The organism is Pseudomonas sp. AC355, from assembly GCF_979258205.1.
In genome coordinates this window covers 1,131,663-1,147,619 of sequence record NZ_OZ409843.1, presented here as the reverse complement: position 1 = coordinate 1,147,619, position 15,957 = coordinate 1,131,663, and the positions used below count along the sequence as shown (strand labels likewise).

General features: G+C 59.5%; 15 protein-coding genes and 1 pseudogene. 2 read left to right on the top strand and 14 right to left on the bottom strand.

What is annotated here, in order from left to right; translation table 11 throughout:
* Positions 1 to 74: 74 nt before the first annotated feature.
* The 10 genes from ACZ0AI_RS05460 to cspD form a co-directional block, all read right to left on the bottom strand.
* Complete coding sequence (locus ACZ0AI_RS05460) at positions 75 to 881, bottom strand: secretin N-terminal domain-containing protein (protein WP_463564907.1); 807 nt, start codon at positions 879 to 881, stop codon at positions 75 to 77.
* Positions 878 to 1,498, bottom strand: a complete 621-nt coding sequence (locus ACZ0AI_RS05455) for a DUF7931 domain-containing protein (protein ID WP_463564906.1) — start codon at positions 1,496 to 1,498, stop codon at positions 878 to 880. The genes ACZ0AI_RS05460 and ACZ0AI_RS05455 overlap by 4 nt, the downstream gene beginning before the upstream one ends.
* 49 nt (positions 1,499 to 1,547) lie before the next feature.
* A complete protein-coding gene (locus tag ACZ0AI_RS05450; RefSeq protein ID WP_463564905.1) occupies positions 1,548 to 1,973 on the bottom strand; it encodes a GNAT family N-acetyltransferase in 426 nt (141 codons plus the stop codon).
* Positions 1,966 to 3,135: a ribosomal protein uL16 3-hydroxylase gene (locus tag ACZ0AI_RS05445; protein WP_463564904.1), complete on the bottom strand. Its 1,170-nt coding sequence runs from the start codon at positions 3,133 to 3,135 to the stop codon at positions 1,966 to 1,968. The genes ACZ0AI_RS05450 and ACZ0AI_RS05445 overlap by 8 nt, the downstream gene beginning before the upstream one ends.
* Before the next feature lie 80 nt (positions 3,136 to 3,215).
* Positions 3,216 to 4,586, bottom strand: a complete 1,371-nt coding sequence (purB, locus tag ACZ0AI_RS05440; protein WP_463564903.1) for an adenylosuccinate lyase — start codon at positions 4,584 to 4,586, stop codon at positions 3,216 to 3,218.
* Between the two features lie 123 nt (positions 4,587 to 4,709).
* Entirely contained in the window at positions 4,710 to 5,330 is a 621-nt protein-coding gene (gene hflD / locus ACZ0AI_RS05435) for a high frequency lysogenization protein HflD (protein WP_225832247.1), read from the bottom strand.
* Complete coding sequence (gene mnmA / locus ACZ0AI_RS05430) at positions 5,327 to 6,442, bottom strand: tRNA 2-thiouridine(34) synthase MnmA (protein WP_463564902.1); 1,116 nt, start codon at positions 6,440 to 6,442, stop codon at positions 5,327 to 5,329. Before mnmA ends, hflD begins: the two co-directional genes overlap by 4 nt.
* 77 nt (positions 6,443 to 6,519) lie before the next feature.
* Entirely contained in the window at positions 6,520 to 6,966 is a 447-nt protein-coding gene (locus ACZ0AI_RS05425) for an NUDIX hydrolase (RefSeq protein WP_225832251.1), read from the bottom strand.
* Positions 6,967 to 7,039: 73 nt separating this feature from the next.
* Positions 7,040 to 9,268: an NADP-dependent isocitrate dehydrogenase gene (locus tag ACZ0AI_RS05420; protein ID WP_463564901.1), complete on the bottom strand. Its 2,229-nt coding sequence runs from the start codon at positions 9,266 to 9,268 to the stop codon at positions 7,040 to 7,042.
* 519 nt (positions 9,269 to 9,787) lie between these two features.
* Positions 9,788 to 10,057 carry a cold shock domain-containing protein CspD gene (gene cspD, locus ACZ0AI_RS05415; protein ID WP_463564900.1) on the bottom strand — a complete coding sequence of 90 codons (270 nt, stop codon included), beginning with the start codon at positions 10,055 to 10,057 and terminating at the stop codon, positions 9,788 to 9,790.
* 220 nt (positions 10,058 to 10,277) lie between these two features.
* Here cspD and clpS point away from each other — a divergent pair, with 220 nt between their 5' ends.
* The gene (gene clpS / locus ACZ0AI_RS05410; protein ID WP_225832257.1) at positions 10,278 to 10,640 is read left to right on the top strand and encodes an ATP-dependent Clp protease adapter ClpS; all 363 of its coding nucleotides are present in this window, start codon (positions 10,278 to 10,280) and stop codon (positions 10,638 to 10,640) included.
* A 29-nt stretch (positions 10,641 to 10,669) separates the two neighbouring features.
* Positions 10,670 to 12,940 (top strand): ATP-dependent Clp protease ATP-binding subunit ClpA, encoded by a 2,271-nt coding sequence (clpA, locus tag ACZ0AI_RS05405; RefSeq protein ID WP_463564899.1) that lies wholly within the window; start codon positions 10,670 to 10,672, stop codon positions 12,938 to 12,940.
* Between the two features lie 134 nt (positions 12,941 to 13,074).
* On the opposite strand, the gene infA is transcribed toward clpA, so the two are convergent.
* The 4 genes and pseudogenes from infA to trxB form a co-directional block, all read right to left on the bottom strand.
* The gene (gene infA, locus ACZ0AI_RS05400; protein ID WP_002553999.1) at positions 13,075 to 13,293 is read right to left on the bottom strand and encodes a translation initiation factor IF-1; all 219 of its coding nucleotides are present in this window, start codon (positions 13,291 to 13,293) and stop codon (positions 13,075 to 13,077) included.
* Positions 13,294 to 13,393: 100 nt separating this feature from the next.
* A complete protein-coding gene (locus ACZ0AI_RS05395) occupies positions 13,394 to 14,101 on the bottom strand; it encodes an arginyltransferase (RefSeq protein WP_463564898.1) in 708 nt (235 codons plus the stop codon).
* A 67-nt stretch (positions 14,102 to 14,168) separates the two neighbouring features.
* Positions 14,169 to 14,870, bottom strand: a complete 702-nt coding sequence (gene aat / locus ACZ0AI_RS05390) for a leucyl/phenylalanyl-tRNA--protein transferase (RefSeq protein WP_463564897.1) — start codon at positions 14,868 to 14,870, stop codon at positions 14,169 to 14,171.
* A 48-nt stretch (positions 14,871 to 14,918) separates the two neighbouring features.
* Positions 14,919 to 15,870: pseudogene (trxB, locus tag ACZ0AI_RS05385) on the bottom strand (thioredoxin-disulfide reductase).
* Positions 15,871 to 15,957: the final 87 nt, after the last annotated feature.

The following is a 15,957-nucleotide window of genomic DNA, read 5'->3' as shown; positions in this document are numbered from 1 at the left end:
CGTTTTTTGTAGTGTTTTTTTAGATCTACTACATAAGTCTTAGATCGACCGTATGGTCACGTTTTACGGGGCTCTCAGTCGATTACGTCGACCTTAACGCGCATACTCATATCTTCACGGCCTTCGGTGGAGTAGCGGCGCAATACGCCGTTGCGATCAGCCTGGCTCTGTTCGCTGCTGCCACCGATGCTGATCCATTCGCCCACTCGGCCGCTGACGCGGGTATCGGCCTGCTGGATGTCAATCACCCCAGGCTGTGTCTGGCTGACTCGATCACGGTTGCTGCTGATGTCCAGGTGCACGACATCGCCGGCGAGGCTGGCGGTGACGTAAAAGCCCTGGGTGACGTTTCGGTACTCGGTGTTGTTATAGACCTGGCCATAAGGCCCACGACTGCTGGTGGTTACCGGCACGCTCTGGCCGACCTGGATCAGCGCCGGATAGCCTTCACTGGTCTGCACCTGTTGAGTGCCACCTCCACGGCTGTCGGTGCTGCGGCGGATGACACGCGCTTGGTCGCGACCGTTGACTTCGCCGCGGCCAATCTCCACGCGGCCACTACCGGCGCTGATGCTGCCATCAACGCTGTAACCCCGGTCGTCTCTGTAGGTGGATTCACTGGTGTCAACGCTGATCAGCAAGCGCCGCGGTTGAGTATCGAGCTGACCGAGGAGGGCGCGGACTTCTTCGATTTTTTCCGCCGGCGCATTGACGATAAGCTGGTTACCGTAGGCACTGACGCGCCCCTCGTTGCCTAATGCCGACTGCACCACGGGCAGCAAGTCGCCAGCTGTCCGGTAGTTGAGCGCAATGACTTCAGTGGCAGCCACTGCCGACAGGCTGAGCGCGAGCAGGGCCGCACCAAGAAAATGTCGTTTCATAACAGAAAACTCCGCAGGTCAGGATCGGTAATGCTGGTATCCCAGGTTTGGTCGAACAGCCGCTGCAATTGGCGAACATGACCCGGATCCTGGTATTTCGCGTACCCGGCAAATTGATCCGGCTCGGTCCGCATCAACAAGCCCTGATCGTCAGCCAGCAGAAACGCACCTTCGGGGGCGGGATAATTGGGGTTGCAGAGGCGGATCTGGACGTAACTGGACAGTTTGTGCGATAGCGCAATCAGCCGATGACCGTCACGAACCGCACGATTACTGTCACGCAGCAGTATGCGCAGCCGACGGTTGCGATTGCCCAGCAGAAATTGTGTGCATGCTTGTTGAATACTGCTGTGGTGGTAGAGCCAGGGTTCGAGATCCGGGCTGTATAAACACAGCGTACGAGTGGCTTGCTGCATCAAGGCAAGAGCATGGGCGCGGGCCTGATCGGGGAGACTGAAACGCTGCAACGCCTGCTCGGCCCCGAGCACAAACGGAGCCGGCTCCCAGATGGCTGGCGGCGGTAATTCGCTTTCGGGGTTATGCAGGGTAAAACGCCCTGGCGACTCGAACTCGATCAGGTCGAGGGCTTCACCAACGGGCGTATCTTCATCGCTCATGCTGACCTCTGTGGCACTGGCCTAACGTCGCACAGGCCACAGCTGATCATCAGCCGCTGCTGCGCACCATGTCGACGTGGGGAATGCCTGCTTCCAGGTATTCATCACTCACTACAGTGAAGCCCAGCTTTTCATAGAACGGTGTCGCCTGCACCTGGGCGCTGAGCATTTGCTGACTCAGCCCACGCTTTTCCGCCTCGGCAATCACCGCCTGCAGTAGCCTTTCGCCGATCTTTAAACCACGCCAGTCCTTGAGCACCGATACCCGACCGATCTCACCGTCTGCCAGCAGGCGTGCGGTTCCGATCGGGTAGTCGCCTTCGCAGGCGAGAAAATGCACGGCATCACTGTCTTCGGCGTCCCATTCCAGTTCAGGCGGCACCGCCTGCTCAGCGACGAATACCGTTTCACGGATGCGTCGCAGTTCTTCGTAATCCTTGTGCCAGTCGGCGATGCGTACGTGCAGGTCATTCATCGGCAGCAAACTCCAGACTTCCTTGTTTGGTCAGTTCGAGAACCAACTCCCGAGCTTCGTCGTTGGCTATCCATGGGCCAATATTTTCCAGGTGCAGGGCGTCGGCCGAGCAGATCAGTTTCAGCAGTTCACGCAGGCTAGCGGAAACCAGGCGGCTCTGCCCGCTGGCGAACAACACTAGGTCTTCACCGACTTCCGACCACGCCATACGCGCACTGGGGTTACGGATCATCACTGCACCGTCTTCCAACTGGTCGAGGAAGCCGTCTTCGTCAATCTCGATACCGGCGATCAGTTCCGGGTAGCGCGGTTCGGTCATGAACTGGCCGAACCAAGTCATCAGCAGGCGCTCGTCGCTCATATGTTCGGCGAGTAGCGCCTTGAGGCGATCCAGGGCGTCGCGCTGAATTTCGTTGGGGTCACTGACCGGCGCGGTGCCGGCATCGCTGTAGCGCGTTTCGTCGGGCAGGAACTGGCCGAGAAAGTCAGTGAAATGGGTCAGTACTTCGGCCGCGCTGGGTGCGCGGAAACCCACGGAATAAGTCATGCAGTCGTCCTCGGCGGTGCCACTGTGGGCCAGGAGCGGCGGCAGATAGAGCATATCGCCGGGCTCGAGTACCCATTCTTCGGTTTGATCAAATTGAGCCAGGATCTTCATTTCGAGATCAGGCAGCAGGGGGCTTTGCGAATCGCACATCTGGCCGATCTGCCAGCGGCGACGGCCATGGCCCTGTAGGAGAAATACATCGTAGTTATCGTAGTGCGGGCCAACGCCGCCGCCAGGCGCGGCAAAGCTGATCATCACGTCATCGATACGCCACTTGGGCAGGAACTTGAATTCTTCCAGCAGCTCGGCAACCTCGGGAACGAACTGGTCGACAGCCTGCACCAGCAGCGTCCATTCGCGTTCGGGCAACTGCGAGAAGGCGTCCTCGGCGAACGGGCCGCGGCGCACTTCCCACGGCGTTTCGCCGTGCTCGATCACCAGGCGCGATTCGACTTCTTCTTCGAGGGCGAGGCCGGCCAATTCGTCCGGAGAGATCGGGCTTTCGAAATCAGGGATGGCCTGGCGCACCAGCAGGGGCTTCTTCTGCCAGTAATCGCGCAGGAATTCACGTGCGCTCAGGCCACCCAATAGCTGAAGAGGAGCATCAGGATTCATCTGTAAGTCCTTGATATTTATTAAAGCGTATAAAAAGAAACGCCCGGCTTCAGCCGGGCGTCCTTGAGACGGGCTACAGCTTAGATGCGTTTGGCCTGAGCCACCGCGTTGCCGATGTAGTTGGCTGGAGTGAGCTGCTTGAGCTCCTCCTTGGCTTGCTGTGGCATATCCAGGCCGTCGATGAAGGCCAGCAGTGCTTCCGGCGTGATGCCCTTGCCACGAGTGAGCTCCTTGAGCTTCTCGTAGGGGTTCTCGATAGCATAGCGGCGCATGACGGTCTGAATCGGCTCGGCGAGGACTTCCCAGCAGGCGTTCAGGTCTTCAGCAATACGTTGAGCATTGAGCTCCAACTTACTGATTCCCTTGAGGCTTGCTTCGTAAGCGATCACGCTGTGGGCGAAGCCGACACCGAGGTTGCGCAGTACGGTGGAGTCGGTCAGGTCACGCTGCCAGCGGGAAATCGGCAGCTTGCTGGCCAGGTGCTGGAACAGCGCGTTGGCGATACCCAGGTTGCCTTCGGAGTTCTCGAAGTCGATCGGGTTGACCTTGTGCGGCATGGTCGAGGAGCCGATCTCGCCCGCGATGGTCTTCTGCTTGAAGTAGCCCAGGGAGATGTAGCCCCAGACATCGCGATCGAAGTCGATGAGGATGGTATTGAAGCGGGCGATGGCGTCGAACAGCTCGGCGATGTAGTCGTGCGGTTCGATCTGCGTGGTATAGGGATTCCACTGCAGGCCCAGATCGTTCTCGATGAACTGACGGGCGTTGGCTTCCCAGTCGATCTGCGGGTAGGCGGACAGGTGGGCGTTGTAGTTACCCACGGCGCCATTGATCTTGCCCAGCAGTGGCACGGCGGCGATCTGCACGATCTGACGCTCGAGGCGATAGACGACGTTGGCCAGCTCTTTACCCAGGGTGGTGGGCGAGGCCGGTTGGCCGTGGGTGCGCGACAGCATCGGCACGTCGGCGAACTTGACCGACAGATCGCGGATGGCAGTGGCGATCTGGCGCATCAGCGGCAGCAGCACGTTGTCACGGCCTTCGCGCAGCATCAGGGCGTGGGACAGGTTGTTGATGTCCTCGCTGGTGCAGGCGAAGTGGATGAACTCGCTGACCTTGTCCAGCTCCGGCAGCTTGGCAGCCTGTTCCTTGAGCAGGTACTCCACGGCTTTGACGTCGTGGTTGGTGGTGCGCTCGATCTCTTTGACGCGCTCGGCGTGCTCCACGGCGAAGTTTTCGGCCAGCTCATTGAGCAGCGCGTTGGCTTCGGCGGAGAAGGGCGCGACTTCGCTCACACCTTCATGGGCAGCGAGGCGCTGCAGCCAGCGGACTTCGACCTGAACGCGGAAACGAATCAGGCCGTATTCGCTGAAAATGGGGCGCAGAGCGCTGGTTTTGCCGGCATAGCGGCCATCTACGGGCGAAACCGCGGTGAGCGAGGAAAGCAGCATGGGAGGCGTTCTCGGACAGTCGGGCGTTGAAAAGGGCGCATATCATACATGAAGTAGGGCGGCTATCGGCGGCGGCCCTGAGTCATTCGATGAACGAGATGCACATCAGAAAAAGTGCTGCGCTTAGTTGCGCAGCATTGGGTACAGCTCTCTCAGCAATTTGCGGCGGCTAAACACCAGCTGCCAGCGATGACCGCCGAGCTGTCGCCACAAGCGGCCTGCGCGGATGCCGGCGAGCAGCAGGGCGCGGATTTTCGAGGCATTGGCAGGCTGCTGCAGAAAGCGGCTGTCACCCTGCACCTGAATGCGCTGCTTGAAGGTGCTGATGGTGTCCTGATAAAGCGCACCGCATGAGGAGATCACGTTCTCATGGCCAATGCCGAAGTGTTCGGCTTGATTCTGGATCTGATCCAGGCGGCCGCCCATCAATTGCAGGAGGTCGCCACGTTTGTCGAGCTGGCGTTCCAGTCCCAGCAGGGCGAGGGCATAGCGCAGCGGCTCGCGCTGCAGGCTCGTGGGGTCGCGTTCCAGCGCGCTGACCATGGCCCGGTAACCTTCTCGAAGGTTGAGGTCGTCACCGCCAAAAACATCCAGAGTGCCCTTGGCGTCACGTACCAGCAGGCTACCAATCAGGCAGGTCACTTCGCTTTCGGCGGCCTGGCCGGTCTTGGCGATCTTGTCGACCATCACAGCGGCCTGAAATACCGCACCGAGCGCGATCAGTTGTTCTTGTGTCGGGTTCATCGTGGGGCGCCCTCGCTCCAGGGCTCGGCGCTTTCGATCACGCCACCGCCAAGACAGATATCACCATCGTAAAAAACCACGGACTGTCCGGGCGTAACCGCGCGCTGCGGCTGCTCGAACGTGGCCCGGTAACCCGCTGCGCTGCGCTCCAGCGTGCAGGTCTGGTCTGCCTGGCGGTAGCGCACCTTGGCCGTCAGCTGACGCGGTGCATCCAGCTCAATCGGGTTGACCCAATAGAGCTGCGAGGCATTGAGGGCGCGGGAAAACAGCCATGGGTGTTCGTTGCCCTGACCGACCACCAGCACATTGCGGGTCAGATCCTTGTGCAGCACATACCAAGGCTCATCGCTGGCATCTTTCAGCCCACCAATGCCCAGGCCTTGGCGCTGGCCAATGGTGTGGTACATGAGGCCGTGGTGCTTGCCGATAACCTCGCCCTCGGTGGTTTCGATATTACCCGGCTGCGCCGGCAGGTACTGCTTGAGGAAGTCGCTGAAGCGCCGCTCTCCGATGAAGCAGATGCCGGTGGAGTCTTTCTTTTTGGCAGTGGCCAGCTCGTATTTTTCGGCGATAGCGCGTACTTGAGGCTTTTCCAGCTCGCCGACGGGGAATAGCGTCCTGCCGATCTGCTCACCGCCAACGGCGTGCAGGAAGTAGCTCTGATCCTTGTTCGGGTCGAGGCCCTTGAGCAGCTCGCTGCGCCCGTCGATATCACGGCGACGCACATAGTGGCCGGTAGCGATCAGGTCGGCACCAAGCATCAGGGCGTAGTCGAGGAACGCCTTGAACTTGATTTCACGGTTGCAGAGGATGTCCGGGTTCGGCGTGCGTCCAGCCTTGTACTCGGCCAGGAAGTGTTCGAACACGTTGTCCCAGTACTCGGCCGCGAAGTTGGCGGTATGCAGTTTGATGCCGATGCGGTCGCAAACGGCCTGGGCGTCTGCCAGGTCGTCCATGGCGGTACAGTATTCGGTGCCGTCGTCCTCGTCCCAGTTCTTCATGAACAGGCCTTCGACCTGATAACCCTGCTCGAGCAACAGCAGGGCCGATACGGAGGAGTCGACGCCGCCGGACATGCCGACGATTACGCGCTGAGTGGCTGGATCTTGCATGGTCGGGATCAATACAGGCTTCAAAGGGGCGAGATTCTAACAGGATGCGCAGGACGTTTCAGTTCTGCCGATTGTGGTTACATCGGTTCGTGAATGAGGCTGAGGGGAAAGCGGGCACCCGCCAGGTAATCATCCAGGCAACGCATCACCAGCTCACTGCGCAGATGATCGGACTCAGCCTTCAGCTCTTCATGGTTGAGCCAGCGAATGCCGCTGATGTCGCTGTCCAGCGCACGCTCGGGATGATGCTCGAGCAGGTTGGCGGTGAAGCAGATGCGTTGATAGGTCACGCCATTACTCGGTGCGGTGTACAGGTAGATACCAGTAACACCGGTCAGCTCGACATCGCAGCCGGTCTCTTCCAGGGTTTCGCGTACTGCGGCCTGCAGCAGGCTTTCCCGTGGTTCCAGATGGCCGGCGGGCTGGTTGAGTACCAGGCGCCCGCCCTTGAGTTCTTCGACGAACAGAAAGCGCCCGTTGTGCTCGACTATCGTCGCAACGGTGACGTGTGCATGCCAGGCCATGGAGCCTCCTTGTAGCGGATATGAAAATAAAAACCCCGGCACTGGGCCGGGGTCTTTTACCTCAACGAATCATTCAGACCAGAGAGGCCAGTGCTGCGTTGAGGGTCGCGCTTGGACGCATGACTTTTTCGGTCAGCTCCTTGTTCGGCGCGTAGTAGCCGCCGATTTCAGCCGGCTTGCCCTGTACCGCACCCAGTTCGGCAACGATCTTGGCTTCGTTGTCGCTCAGGGTCTTGGCCAGTGGCGCGAACTGCGCTTGCAGTGCGGCGTCTTCGCTCTGTGCTGCCAGAGCCTGAGCCCAGTACAGCGCCAGGTAGAAGTGGCTGCCACGGTTGTCGATACCGCCGACCTTGCGCGCTGGCGACTTGTCGGTGTCGAGGAACTGGCCGGTGGCCTGGTCAAGGGTCTTGCTCAGTACCAGTGCCTTCGGATTGTCGTAGGTGTTGCCCAGGTGCTCCAGGGAAGCAGCCAGAGCCAGGAACTCACCCAACGAATCCCAGCGCAGGAAGTTTTCCTCGACCAGTTGCTGTACGTGCTTCGGCGCGGAACCGCCAGCGCCGGTTTCGAACAAACCACCGCCATTCATCAGCGGCACGATCGACAGCATCTTGGCGCTGGTGCCCAGCTCCATGATCGGGAACAAGTCGGTCAGGTAGTCGCGCAGCACGTTGCCGGTCACTGAGATGGTGTCCTTGCCTTCGCGGATGCGTGCCAGGGAGAACTTGATGGCTTCGACGGGTGCGAGGACGCGGATGTCCAGGCCGCTGGTGTCGTGATCCTTCAGGTACTGCTCGACCTTCTTGATCATTTCGGCGTCATGCGCACGTGCCGGATCCAGCCAGAACACCGCAGGGGTGTCGCTCAGGCGTGCACGGTTGACGGCCAGCTTGACCCAATCCTGGATCGGCTCGTCCTTGGTCTGGCACATACGGAAGATATCGCCTTCCTCGACCGACTGTTCCATCAGCACTTTGCCATTGGCATCGCTGACGCGAACCACGCCATTGGCCTGGATCTGGAACGTCTTGTCGTGGGAACCGTACTCTTCGGCTTTCTGCGCCATCAGGCCAACGTTCGGCACGCTGCCCATGGTGGTCGGGTTGAAGGCACCATTGGCCTTGCAGTCCTCGATGACCACTTGGTAGATGCCGGCGTAGCAACGATCCGGAATCACGGCCTTCGCGTCTTGCAGCTCGCCTGCGGTGTTCCACATGCGGCCCGAGTCGCGAATCATCGCTGGCATCGAAGCGTCGACGATCACGTCGCTCGGCACGTGCAGGTTGGTGATGCCCTTGTCGGAGTTGACCATCGCCAGCGCCGGACGATCGGCGTAAACGGCGTTGATGTCGGCTTCGATCTCGGCCTGCTTGTCAGCGGGCAGCTTCTTGATGCTGGAGTACAGGTCGCCGATACCGTTGTTCAGGTTGAAGCCGGCTTCTTGCAGGGCAGCTGCGTGCTTCTCCAGGGCGGCCTTGTAGAACTCGGCAACGATCTGGCCGAAGATGATCGGGTCGGAGACCTTCATCATGGTGGCCTTCAGGTGAACCGAGAACAGTACACCCTGTTTCTTGGCGTCTTCGATCTCTGCGGCGATGAAGCTGCGCAGTGCCTTCTTGCTCAGCACCGAGCAATCCAGGACTTCGTTGGCCAGAACCGAGGTTTTCTCTTTCAGCACGGTGGCGGTGCCATCGGTGCCGATCAGTTCGATCTTCACGCTGCCTTTGGCATCGATCAGGGTAGCCTTTTCGCTGCCGTAGAAATCGCCGCTCTCCATGTGTGCCACGTGGGACTTGGAGTCAGCGCTCCAAGCGCCCATCTTGTGCGGGTGCTTGCGGGCATAGTTCTTGACCGACAGCGGGGCACGACGGTCGGAGTTGCCTTCGCGCAGTACCGGGTTCACGGCGCTGCCTTTGACCTTGTCGTAACGGCTGCGAATGTCGCGTGCTTCGTCGCTATCGCCCGTGTCCGGGTAATCCGGCAGGGCGTAGCCCTGGCTCTGCAATTCTTTGATTGCGGCCTTCAACTGTGGAACAGAGGCGCTGATGTTCGGCAGTTTGATGATGTTGGCTTCTGGCGTGGTGGCCAGTGCGCCCAGCTCGGCCAGGTGATCACCCTGTTTCTGAGCATCGGTCAGAAACTCGGGGAAAAGTGCCAGGATACGGCCGGCCAGCGAGATGTCGCGGGTTTCGACGGCGATATCCGAAGAGGCAGTGAACGCTTTGACGACGGGGAGCAGGGAGTAGGTCGCAAGCGCAGGGGCTTCGTCGGTGAGGGTGTAGATAATCTTCGAGCGTGTGGTCATATTTGATTTAACTCTCTTTTTGCTGAACTTGCACAAAGCACTGATCCGGGTGAGGTGGCTTCTGACCACAGCTCGGCATCAATGATGTGAATTCGAAGTTCCATCCCGATGATGTTGGGTGTCGCAATCGACCGACGGCGATAGCGGATCGCCTCTGACGGTCGGCACGACGAGTGCTGGAAGCCGTACTCCAGGCTAATGCGCCTTTATGACTACTCAGTCAGCGCCCGAGTATATCAAACCAGAGGGCGATGGCAGTGACCAAGTTGCTGGCAGTGCGGAGAGGATGGGCGTTTCCAGCTGCCGAAGCCGGTGCGAAGGGGCCTTTTCTAGATCCGGGATGGGCAAGAATGAACGGGATGTTTTCCGGCCGGGCTCAATTGTTTCGCGGCCTGTCGCGGTCAATACGACCAAGGTCGGATCATGCTTGCCCAAGGTTGGGCTGACAGAGTCTTCCTGGCTGCACGAAAAAGCCGACCCTGGGGCCGGCTTTTCCGTGCAGCTAAGCAGCTTAAGAAATCAAACCTCGACCGTCTCCCCGCGCGCTCTACTGGTGGCGGTGGTGGTAGTAACTTCAGAAGCCGCCTGGGCAGCGCTGATATTCACGGCGTGGAGGCCCTTGGGGCCTTGAATAATATCGAAGCTCACGGCTTGTCCGGCTTTCAGGGTCTTGTACCCGTCCATCTGGATGGCCGAATAATGGGCGAACAGGTCCTCATCTCGGCCATCGGCCAGGATGAACCCATAGCCCTTGGCGTTGTTGAACCACTTGACCTTACCACTTAGCATGCTGATATCCCTCTGCAAGGAACTCCATTGCTGGAGTATCATCCACATTAGATCCCGCGTTCGTAAGATCACTCGTACGAGCGCAAGCCCTTTCACCCCGTAGGGGTATCCATTGGTTGTAACACCCTTTTGCCGATAGTCAAGGCAACGCACGAAGCACCGATAAACGGGTCTTATTTTTGTTACCCGTATCCATTCACCCACGAACCTTTTATCCAGCATGCATGCAAGTAGCCAGATTCGACTAACATTCAATCAGGATCGACCCGCACCGCATGAGGACGACTCTTCAGGCCTGGCCGTCGAGGAATCCAAGCCGGCATTGCAGGCGCCTCCGCTTTATAAGGTGATCTTGTTCAATGATGACTACACCCCCATGGATTTCGTGGTCGAGATACTCGAGACCTTCTTCAGCCTCAATCGGGAGGTGGCGACCAGAATCATGTTGACCGTGCACACCGAAGGTCGCGCCGTTTGCGGTCTCTATACCCGCGATATCGCTGAGACCAAGGCCACACAGGTCAATCAATACGCGCGGGAAAGTCAGCATCCATTACTCTGTGAAATCGAGAAGGACGGTTAACGCCGGCCATTTGGGCATGAGGTGAAGCTATGTTAAATCGAGAGCTCGAAGTCACCCTCAACCTTGCCTTCAAGGAGGCGCGAGCCAAACGTCATGAATTCATGACGGTTGAGCACCTTCTGCTGGCTCTTTTGGATAACGAAGCAGCAGCCAGTGTGTTGCGCGCTTGCGGTGCAAACCTGGACAAGCTGCGCAACGATCTGCAGGAATTCATCGATTCTACGACCCCGCTGATTGCACAGCATGATGAAGAGCGTGAAACCCAGCCAACACTGGGCTTCCAGCGCGTTCTGCAGCGTGCGGTGTTCCATGTGCAAAGCTCCGGCAAGCGTGAAGTGACTGGCGCCAACGTACTGGTCGCGATATTCAGTGAGCAGGAAAGCCAGGCCGTGTTCCTGCTCAAGCAGCAGAGCGTGGCGCGCATCGACGTGGTCAATTTCATTGCCCACGGCATTTCCAAGGTGCCAGGCCAAGGAGCATCGCCGGACGCCGAGCAGGAAATGCAGGACGAAGAGGGCGGTGAGTCCTCGTCTTCCAGCAACCCGCTGGATGCCTACGCCAGCAACCTGAACGAACTGGCGCGTCAGGGCCGTATCGATCCGCTGGTCGGCCGTGAGAATGAAGTCGAGCGTGTGGCGCAGATTCTCGCCCGGCGTCGCAAGAACAACCCACTACTGGTCGGTGAGGCGGGCGTCGGCAAGACGGCCATCGCCGAAGGGCTGGCCAAGCGCATCGTCGACAATCAGGTACCTGATCTGCTCGCCGACGCGGTGGTCTACTCCCTCGACCTGGGTGCACTGCTGGCAGGCACCAAGTACCGTGGCGATTTCGAGAAGCGCCTCAAGGCACTGCTCACCGAGCTGCGTAAGCGCCCGCATGCGATTCTGTTCATCGACGAGATCCACACCATCATCGGTGCCGGCGCAGCATCGGGTGGCGTCATGGACGCTTCCAATCTGCTCAAGCCGGCGCTGTCGTCGGGCGAGATCCGTTGCATCGGCTCCACCACCTTCCAGGAGTTCCGCGGCATCTTCGAGAAGGATCGCGCCCTGGCGCGGCGCTTCCAGAAGGTCGACGTGGTCGAGCCCTCGGTGGAAGACACCATCGGTATCCTCAGGGGTCTCAAGGGGCGCTTCGAGCAGCACCATGACATCGAGTACAGCGATGAGGCTTTGCGCGCCGCTGCCGAGCTGGCCTCGCGCTACATCAACGATCGGCATATGCCCGACAAGGCGATCGACGTGATCGACGAGGCGGGTGCCTATCAGCGCCTGCAGCCGCAGGACAAGCGCCTCAAGCGCATCGACGTCCCACAGGTCGAAGACATCGTCGCCAAGATCGCGCGGATTCCGCCAAAGCACGTCAGCAGCTCCGACAAGGAATTGCTGCGTAATCTGGAACGCGACTTGAAACTGACCGTATTCGGTCAGGACGCTGCCATCGATTCGCTGGCCACTGCCATCAAGCTGTCACGCGCAGGTCTCAAGGCGCCGGACAAGCCGGTGGGCTCGTTCCTGTTCGCTGGCCCGACCGGCGTCGGCAAGACCGAGGCGGCTCGCCAGCTGTCCAAGGCCCTGGGTGTCGAGCTGGTGCGCTTCGACATGTCCGAGTACATGGAGCGGCATACCGTTTCTCGCCTGATTGGCGCGCCTCCTGGTTATGTCGGTTTCGATCAGGGCGGCTTGCTCACCGAGGCAATCACCAAGCAGCCGCATTGTGTGCTGCTGCTCGATGAAATCGAGAAGGCGCATCCGGAAGTCTTCAACCTGCTGCTGCAGGTGATGGATCACGGCACCCTGACCGACAACAACGGGCGCAAAGCGGATTTCCGCAATGTCATCCTGATCATGACCACCAACGCTGGGGCAGAAACAGCCGCACGGGCGTCGATTGGTTTCACGTATCAGGATCACTCTTCCGACGCCATGGAAGTCATCAAGAAGAGCTTCACGCCGGAGTTCCGCAACCGCCTGGACACCATCATCCAGTTCGGCCGCCTCAGCCACGAAACGATCAAGAGCATCGTCGACAAGTTTCTCATTGAGCTGCAGGCGCAGCTCGAGGACAAACGCGTCATGCTCGAAGTCAGCAACGCTGCGCGTGACTGGCTGGCGGAGCAGGGCTATGACGTGCAGATGGGAGCACGGCCGATGTCACGCTTGATTCAGGATCGAATCAAACGCCCATTGGCCGAAGAAATTCTCTTTGGTGAGTTGGCTGAGCATGGTGGCACGGTTCACGTGGATCTCGACAATGGCGAACTGACGTTCGATTACGAGACAACTGCGGAAATGGCCTAAGGCGATTCGGCGGGCTCACCGAGCCCGCCAGTCGCACCTAGTTGCATAATGATGAAAACGAAAACGCCCGGCATATGCCGGGCGTTTTCGTTGCCGCTGCGCTTGGCAGACTGGGAAGCGTTGCTTCCTGCCTGTTAGCGGGCGCGGTAGGTGATACGACCCTTGCTCAGGTCGTAAGGCGTCAGCTCTACGCGCACCTTGTCACCAGTTAGAATGCGGATGTAATTTTTGCGCATCTTTCCGGAGATATGCGCGGTAACGACGTGCCCATTTTCCAACTCCACGCGAAACATGGTGTTGGGCAGGGTGTCGACGACAGTGCCTTCCATTTCGAAGCTGTCTTCTTTCGACATGCAGTAAAGCCCTCGGTATCCAATGAATGGCCCGGCGCAACTGGCCCCAGGCAAAAGCGGCATGCATTGTGCCCGAAAACCAGGGTTGACGCCAAGAGATTCAGGTGAGGGTGACCCAATGTTGATTGACGAACAGCTCGATGGGGCGGTATTGCGTCTTGTAATTCATCTTTCGGCAATTCTTGATCCAATAACCCAGATAGACAGCCTGGAGATCCAATCGATGGGCCTCGCCTATCTGCCAGAGGATCGCGAAGCGGCCGAGGCTGCGGCGTTCTTCGTCAGGGTCGTAGAAGGTGTAGACCGCTGACAGCCCATTAGGCAACACGTCTGTCACAGCAATGGCCAGCAGCCGGCCATCGTCTCGAAACTCGTAAAAACGCGCAAAGGGCAGGTCGCGTATCAAAAAGGTGGAGAACTGTTCGCGGCTGGGCGGGTACATATCGCCATCGGCGTGGCGCTGCTCGATATAGCGCACATAAAGCTCGTAGTACTCTTCGCTGAATACCGGCCTGACTGCGCGAACTTCAATCGACTCGTTGCGCTTGATGATTCGTCGTTGCTGCCGATTGGCCGTGAACTGGGCAACAGGAATACGCGCGGGCACGCAGGCGGTGCAGCGCTGGCAGTGGGGGCGGTAAAGGTGATCGCCGCTACGCCGGAAGCCAAGTTCGGAAAGCTCGGCGTAAACGTGCACGTCCATTGGCTGACTGGGATCGAGGAACAGGGTGGTGGCCTGTTCTTCGGACAGGTAGCTGCAGGGATGCGGTTGGGTGGCATAGAACTTCAGGCGAGCCAGCTCGGTCATGATCGACTCCGGGATTAGCCTCGAATCAGTGTATGCCAGCTAGCCAGGGCCGGCCAGGAGGAGTAGGTCATCGGTCGGTCTGCGGCGTTTGGGGTAGCCAGCTGGCTGCGCTGGGCTGATCCAGAAAGCGCCTCAGGTAGTCGGCAAATTCGGCTCTGGTGATAGCGCGTGCGCCGAGGCTATGAAGATGCTTGGTTGGCATCTGGCAGTCGATCAACTCGAACTCCCAGGCTTTGAGGTGCTCGACCAGGGTTACGAAACCTACCTTGGAGGCATTGTCGGCCCGGCTGAACATCGACTCGCCAAAGAACAGCTTGCCCATGGCCAACCCGTATAGCCCGCCGACCAGTTGTTCGTCTTGCCAGACCTCCACGCTATGGGCCAGGCCGCGCCCGTGCAGCTCGATGTAGGCCTGCTGCATGGACGTGGTGATCCAGGTGCCGTCTGCGTAGTCGCGCGGCGCAGCACAGGCCTGGATGACGTCCGAGAAGGCCTGATCGAAGGTGACCCGGTAATACCCCTGACGGATTACCTTGCGCAGGCTGCGCGAGACATGCACTTCGTCGGGAAACAGTACGGTGCGCGGATCAGGTGACCACCACAGCAAAGGCTGGCCATCCTGATACCAGGGAAAGCAGCCGTGCCGGTAAGCGGCGATCAGCCGCTCAGCGCGTAGATCGCCGCCAGCTGCCAGCAGCCCGTTGGGCTCGCGCAGAGCCTTGTCGAGGGGTGGGAAGATCAGAGAGTCGCGTTGCAACCAGGTGAGCATTGGCGAAACCGCGGCAGGGGAGGGCGGGTTTTATCCCGCCCCGGGTGATCAGTTGTCGTCGAGGAATTTTTCGACGTCGAGGGCAGCCATGCAGCCGGCACCGGCCGAGGTAATGGCCTGGCGGTAGACGTGGTCGGCCACATCACCAGCGGCGAAAACACCTTCGATGCTGGTGGCGGTGGCGTTGCCTTCGTTGCCACCCTTGATCAGCAGGTAGCCATCGCGCATTTCCAATTGGCCTTGGAACAGATCGGTGTTTGGCTTATGGCCAATGGCGATGAATACGCCGGCCAGCGGCAGATCGCTGGTGCTGCCGTCCTGGGTATTGCGCAGGCGGGCGCCGGTCACGCCAGTGGCGTCGCCGAGCACTTCTTCCAGAGTATGGTTCCAGTGCAGGCGCATGTTGCCGTTGGCTGCCTTGTCGAACAGTTTGTCCTGCAGGATCTTCTCGGAGCGCAGCTTGTCGCGGCGGTGCACCAGGTGCACTTCCTTGGCAATATTGGAGAGGTAGAGCGCCTCTTCGACAGCCGTGTTGCCGCCGCCGATGACGGCAACTACCTGGTTGCGATAGAAGAAGCCGTCGCAGGTCGCGCAGGCGGAAACACCCTTGCCCGCAAACGCTTCCTCGGACGGCAGGCCCAGGTATTGAGCCGATGCCCCGGTGGCGATGATCAGCGCGTCGCAGGTGTAGGTACCGCTGTCGCCCTTGAGGGTGAACGGACGGCTCTGCAACTCGGCAGTGTGGATGTGGTCGTAGATGATCTCGGTTTCGAAACGCTCGGCGTGTTTCTGCATGCGCTCCATCAAGCCCGGGCCTGTCAGGCCTTCTACGTCACCTGGCCAGTTGTCCACTTCGGTGGTAGTGGTGAGCTGGCCGCCCGGTTGAATGCCGGTGATCACGACAGGCTTCAGATTGGCACGAGCGGCGTACACAGCGGCACTGTAGCCGGCGGGTGCCGGAGCCCAGGATTATCAGGCGGGAATGCTTGACTTCGCTCATAAAAACACCTCATAAGCCTTTGTCACAAAAGAGAATGCGTGCTCAAATTGAGCCGCACGGACGAATAGTGGCCGCTATGCTACACCG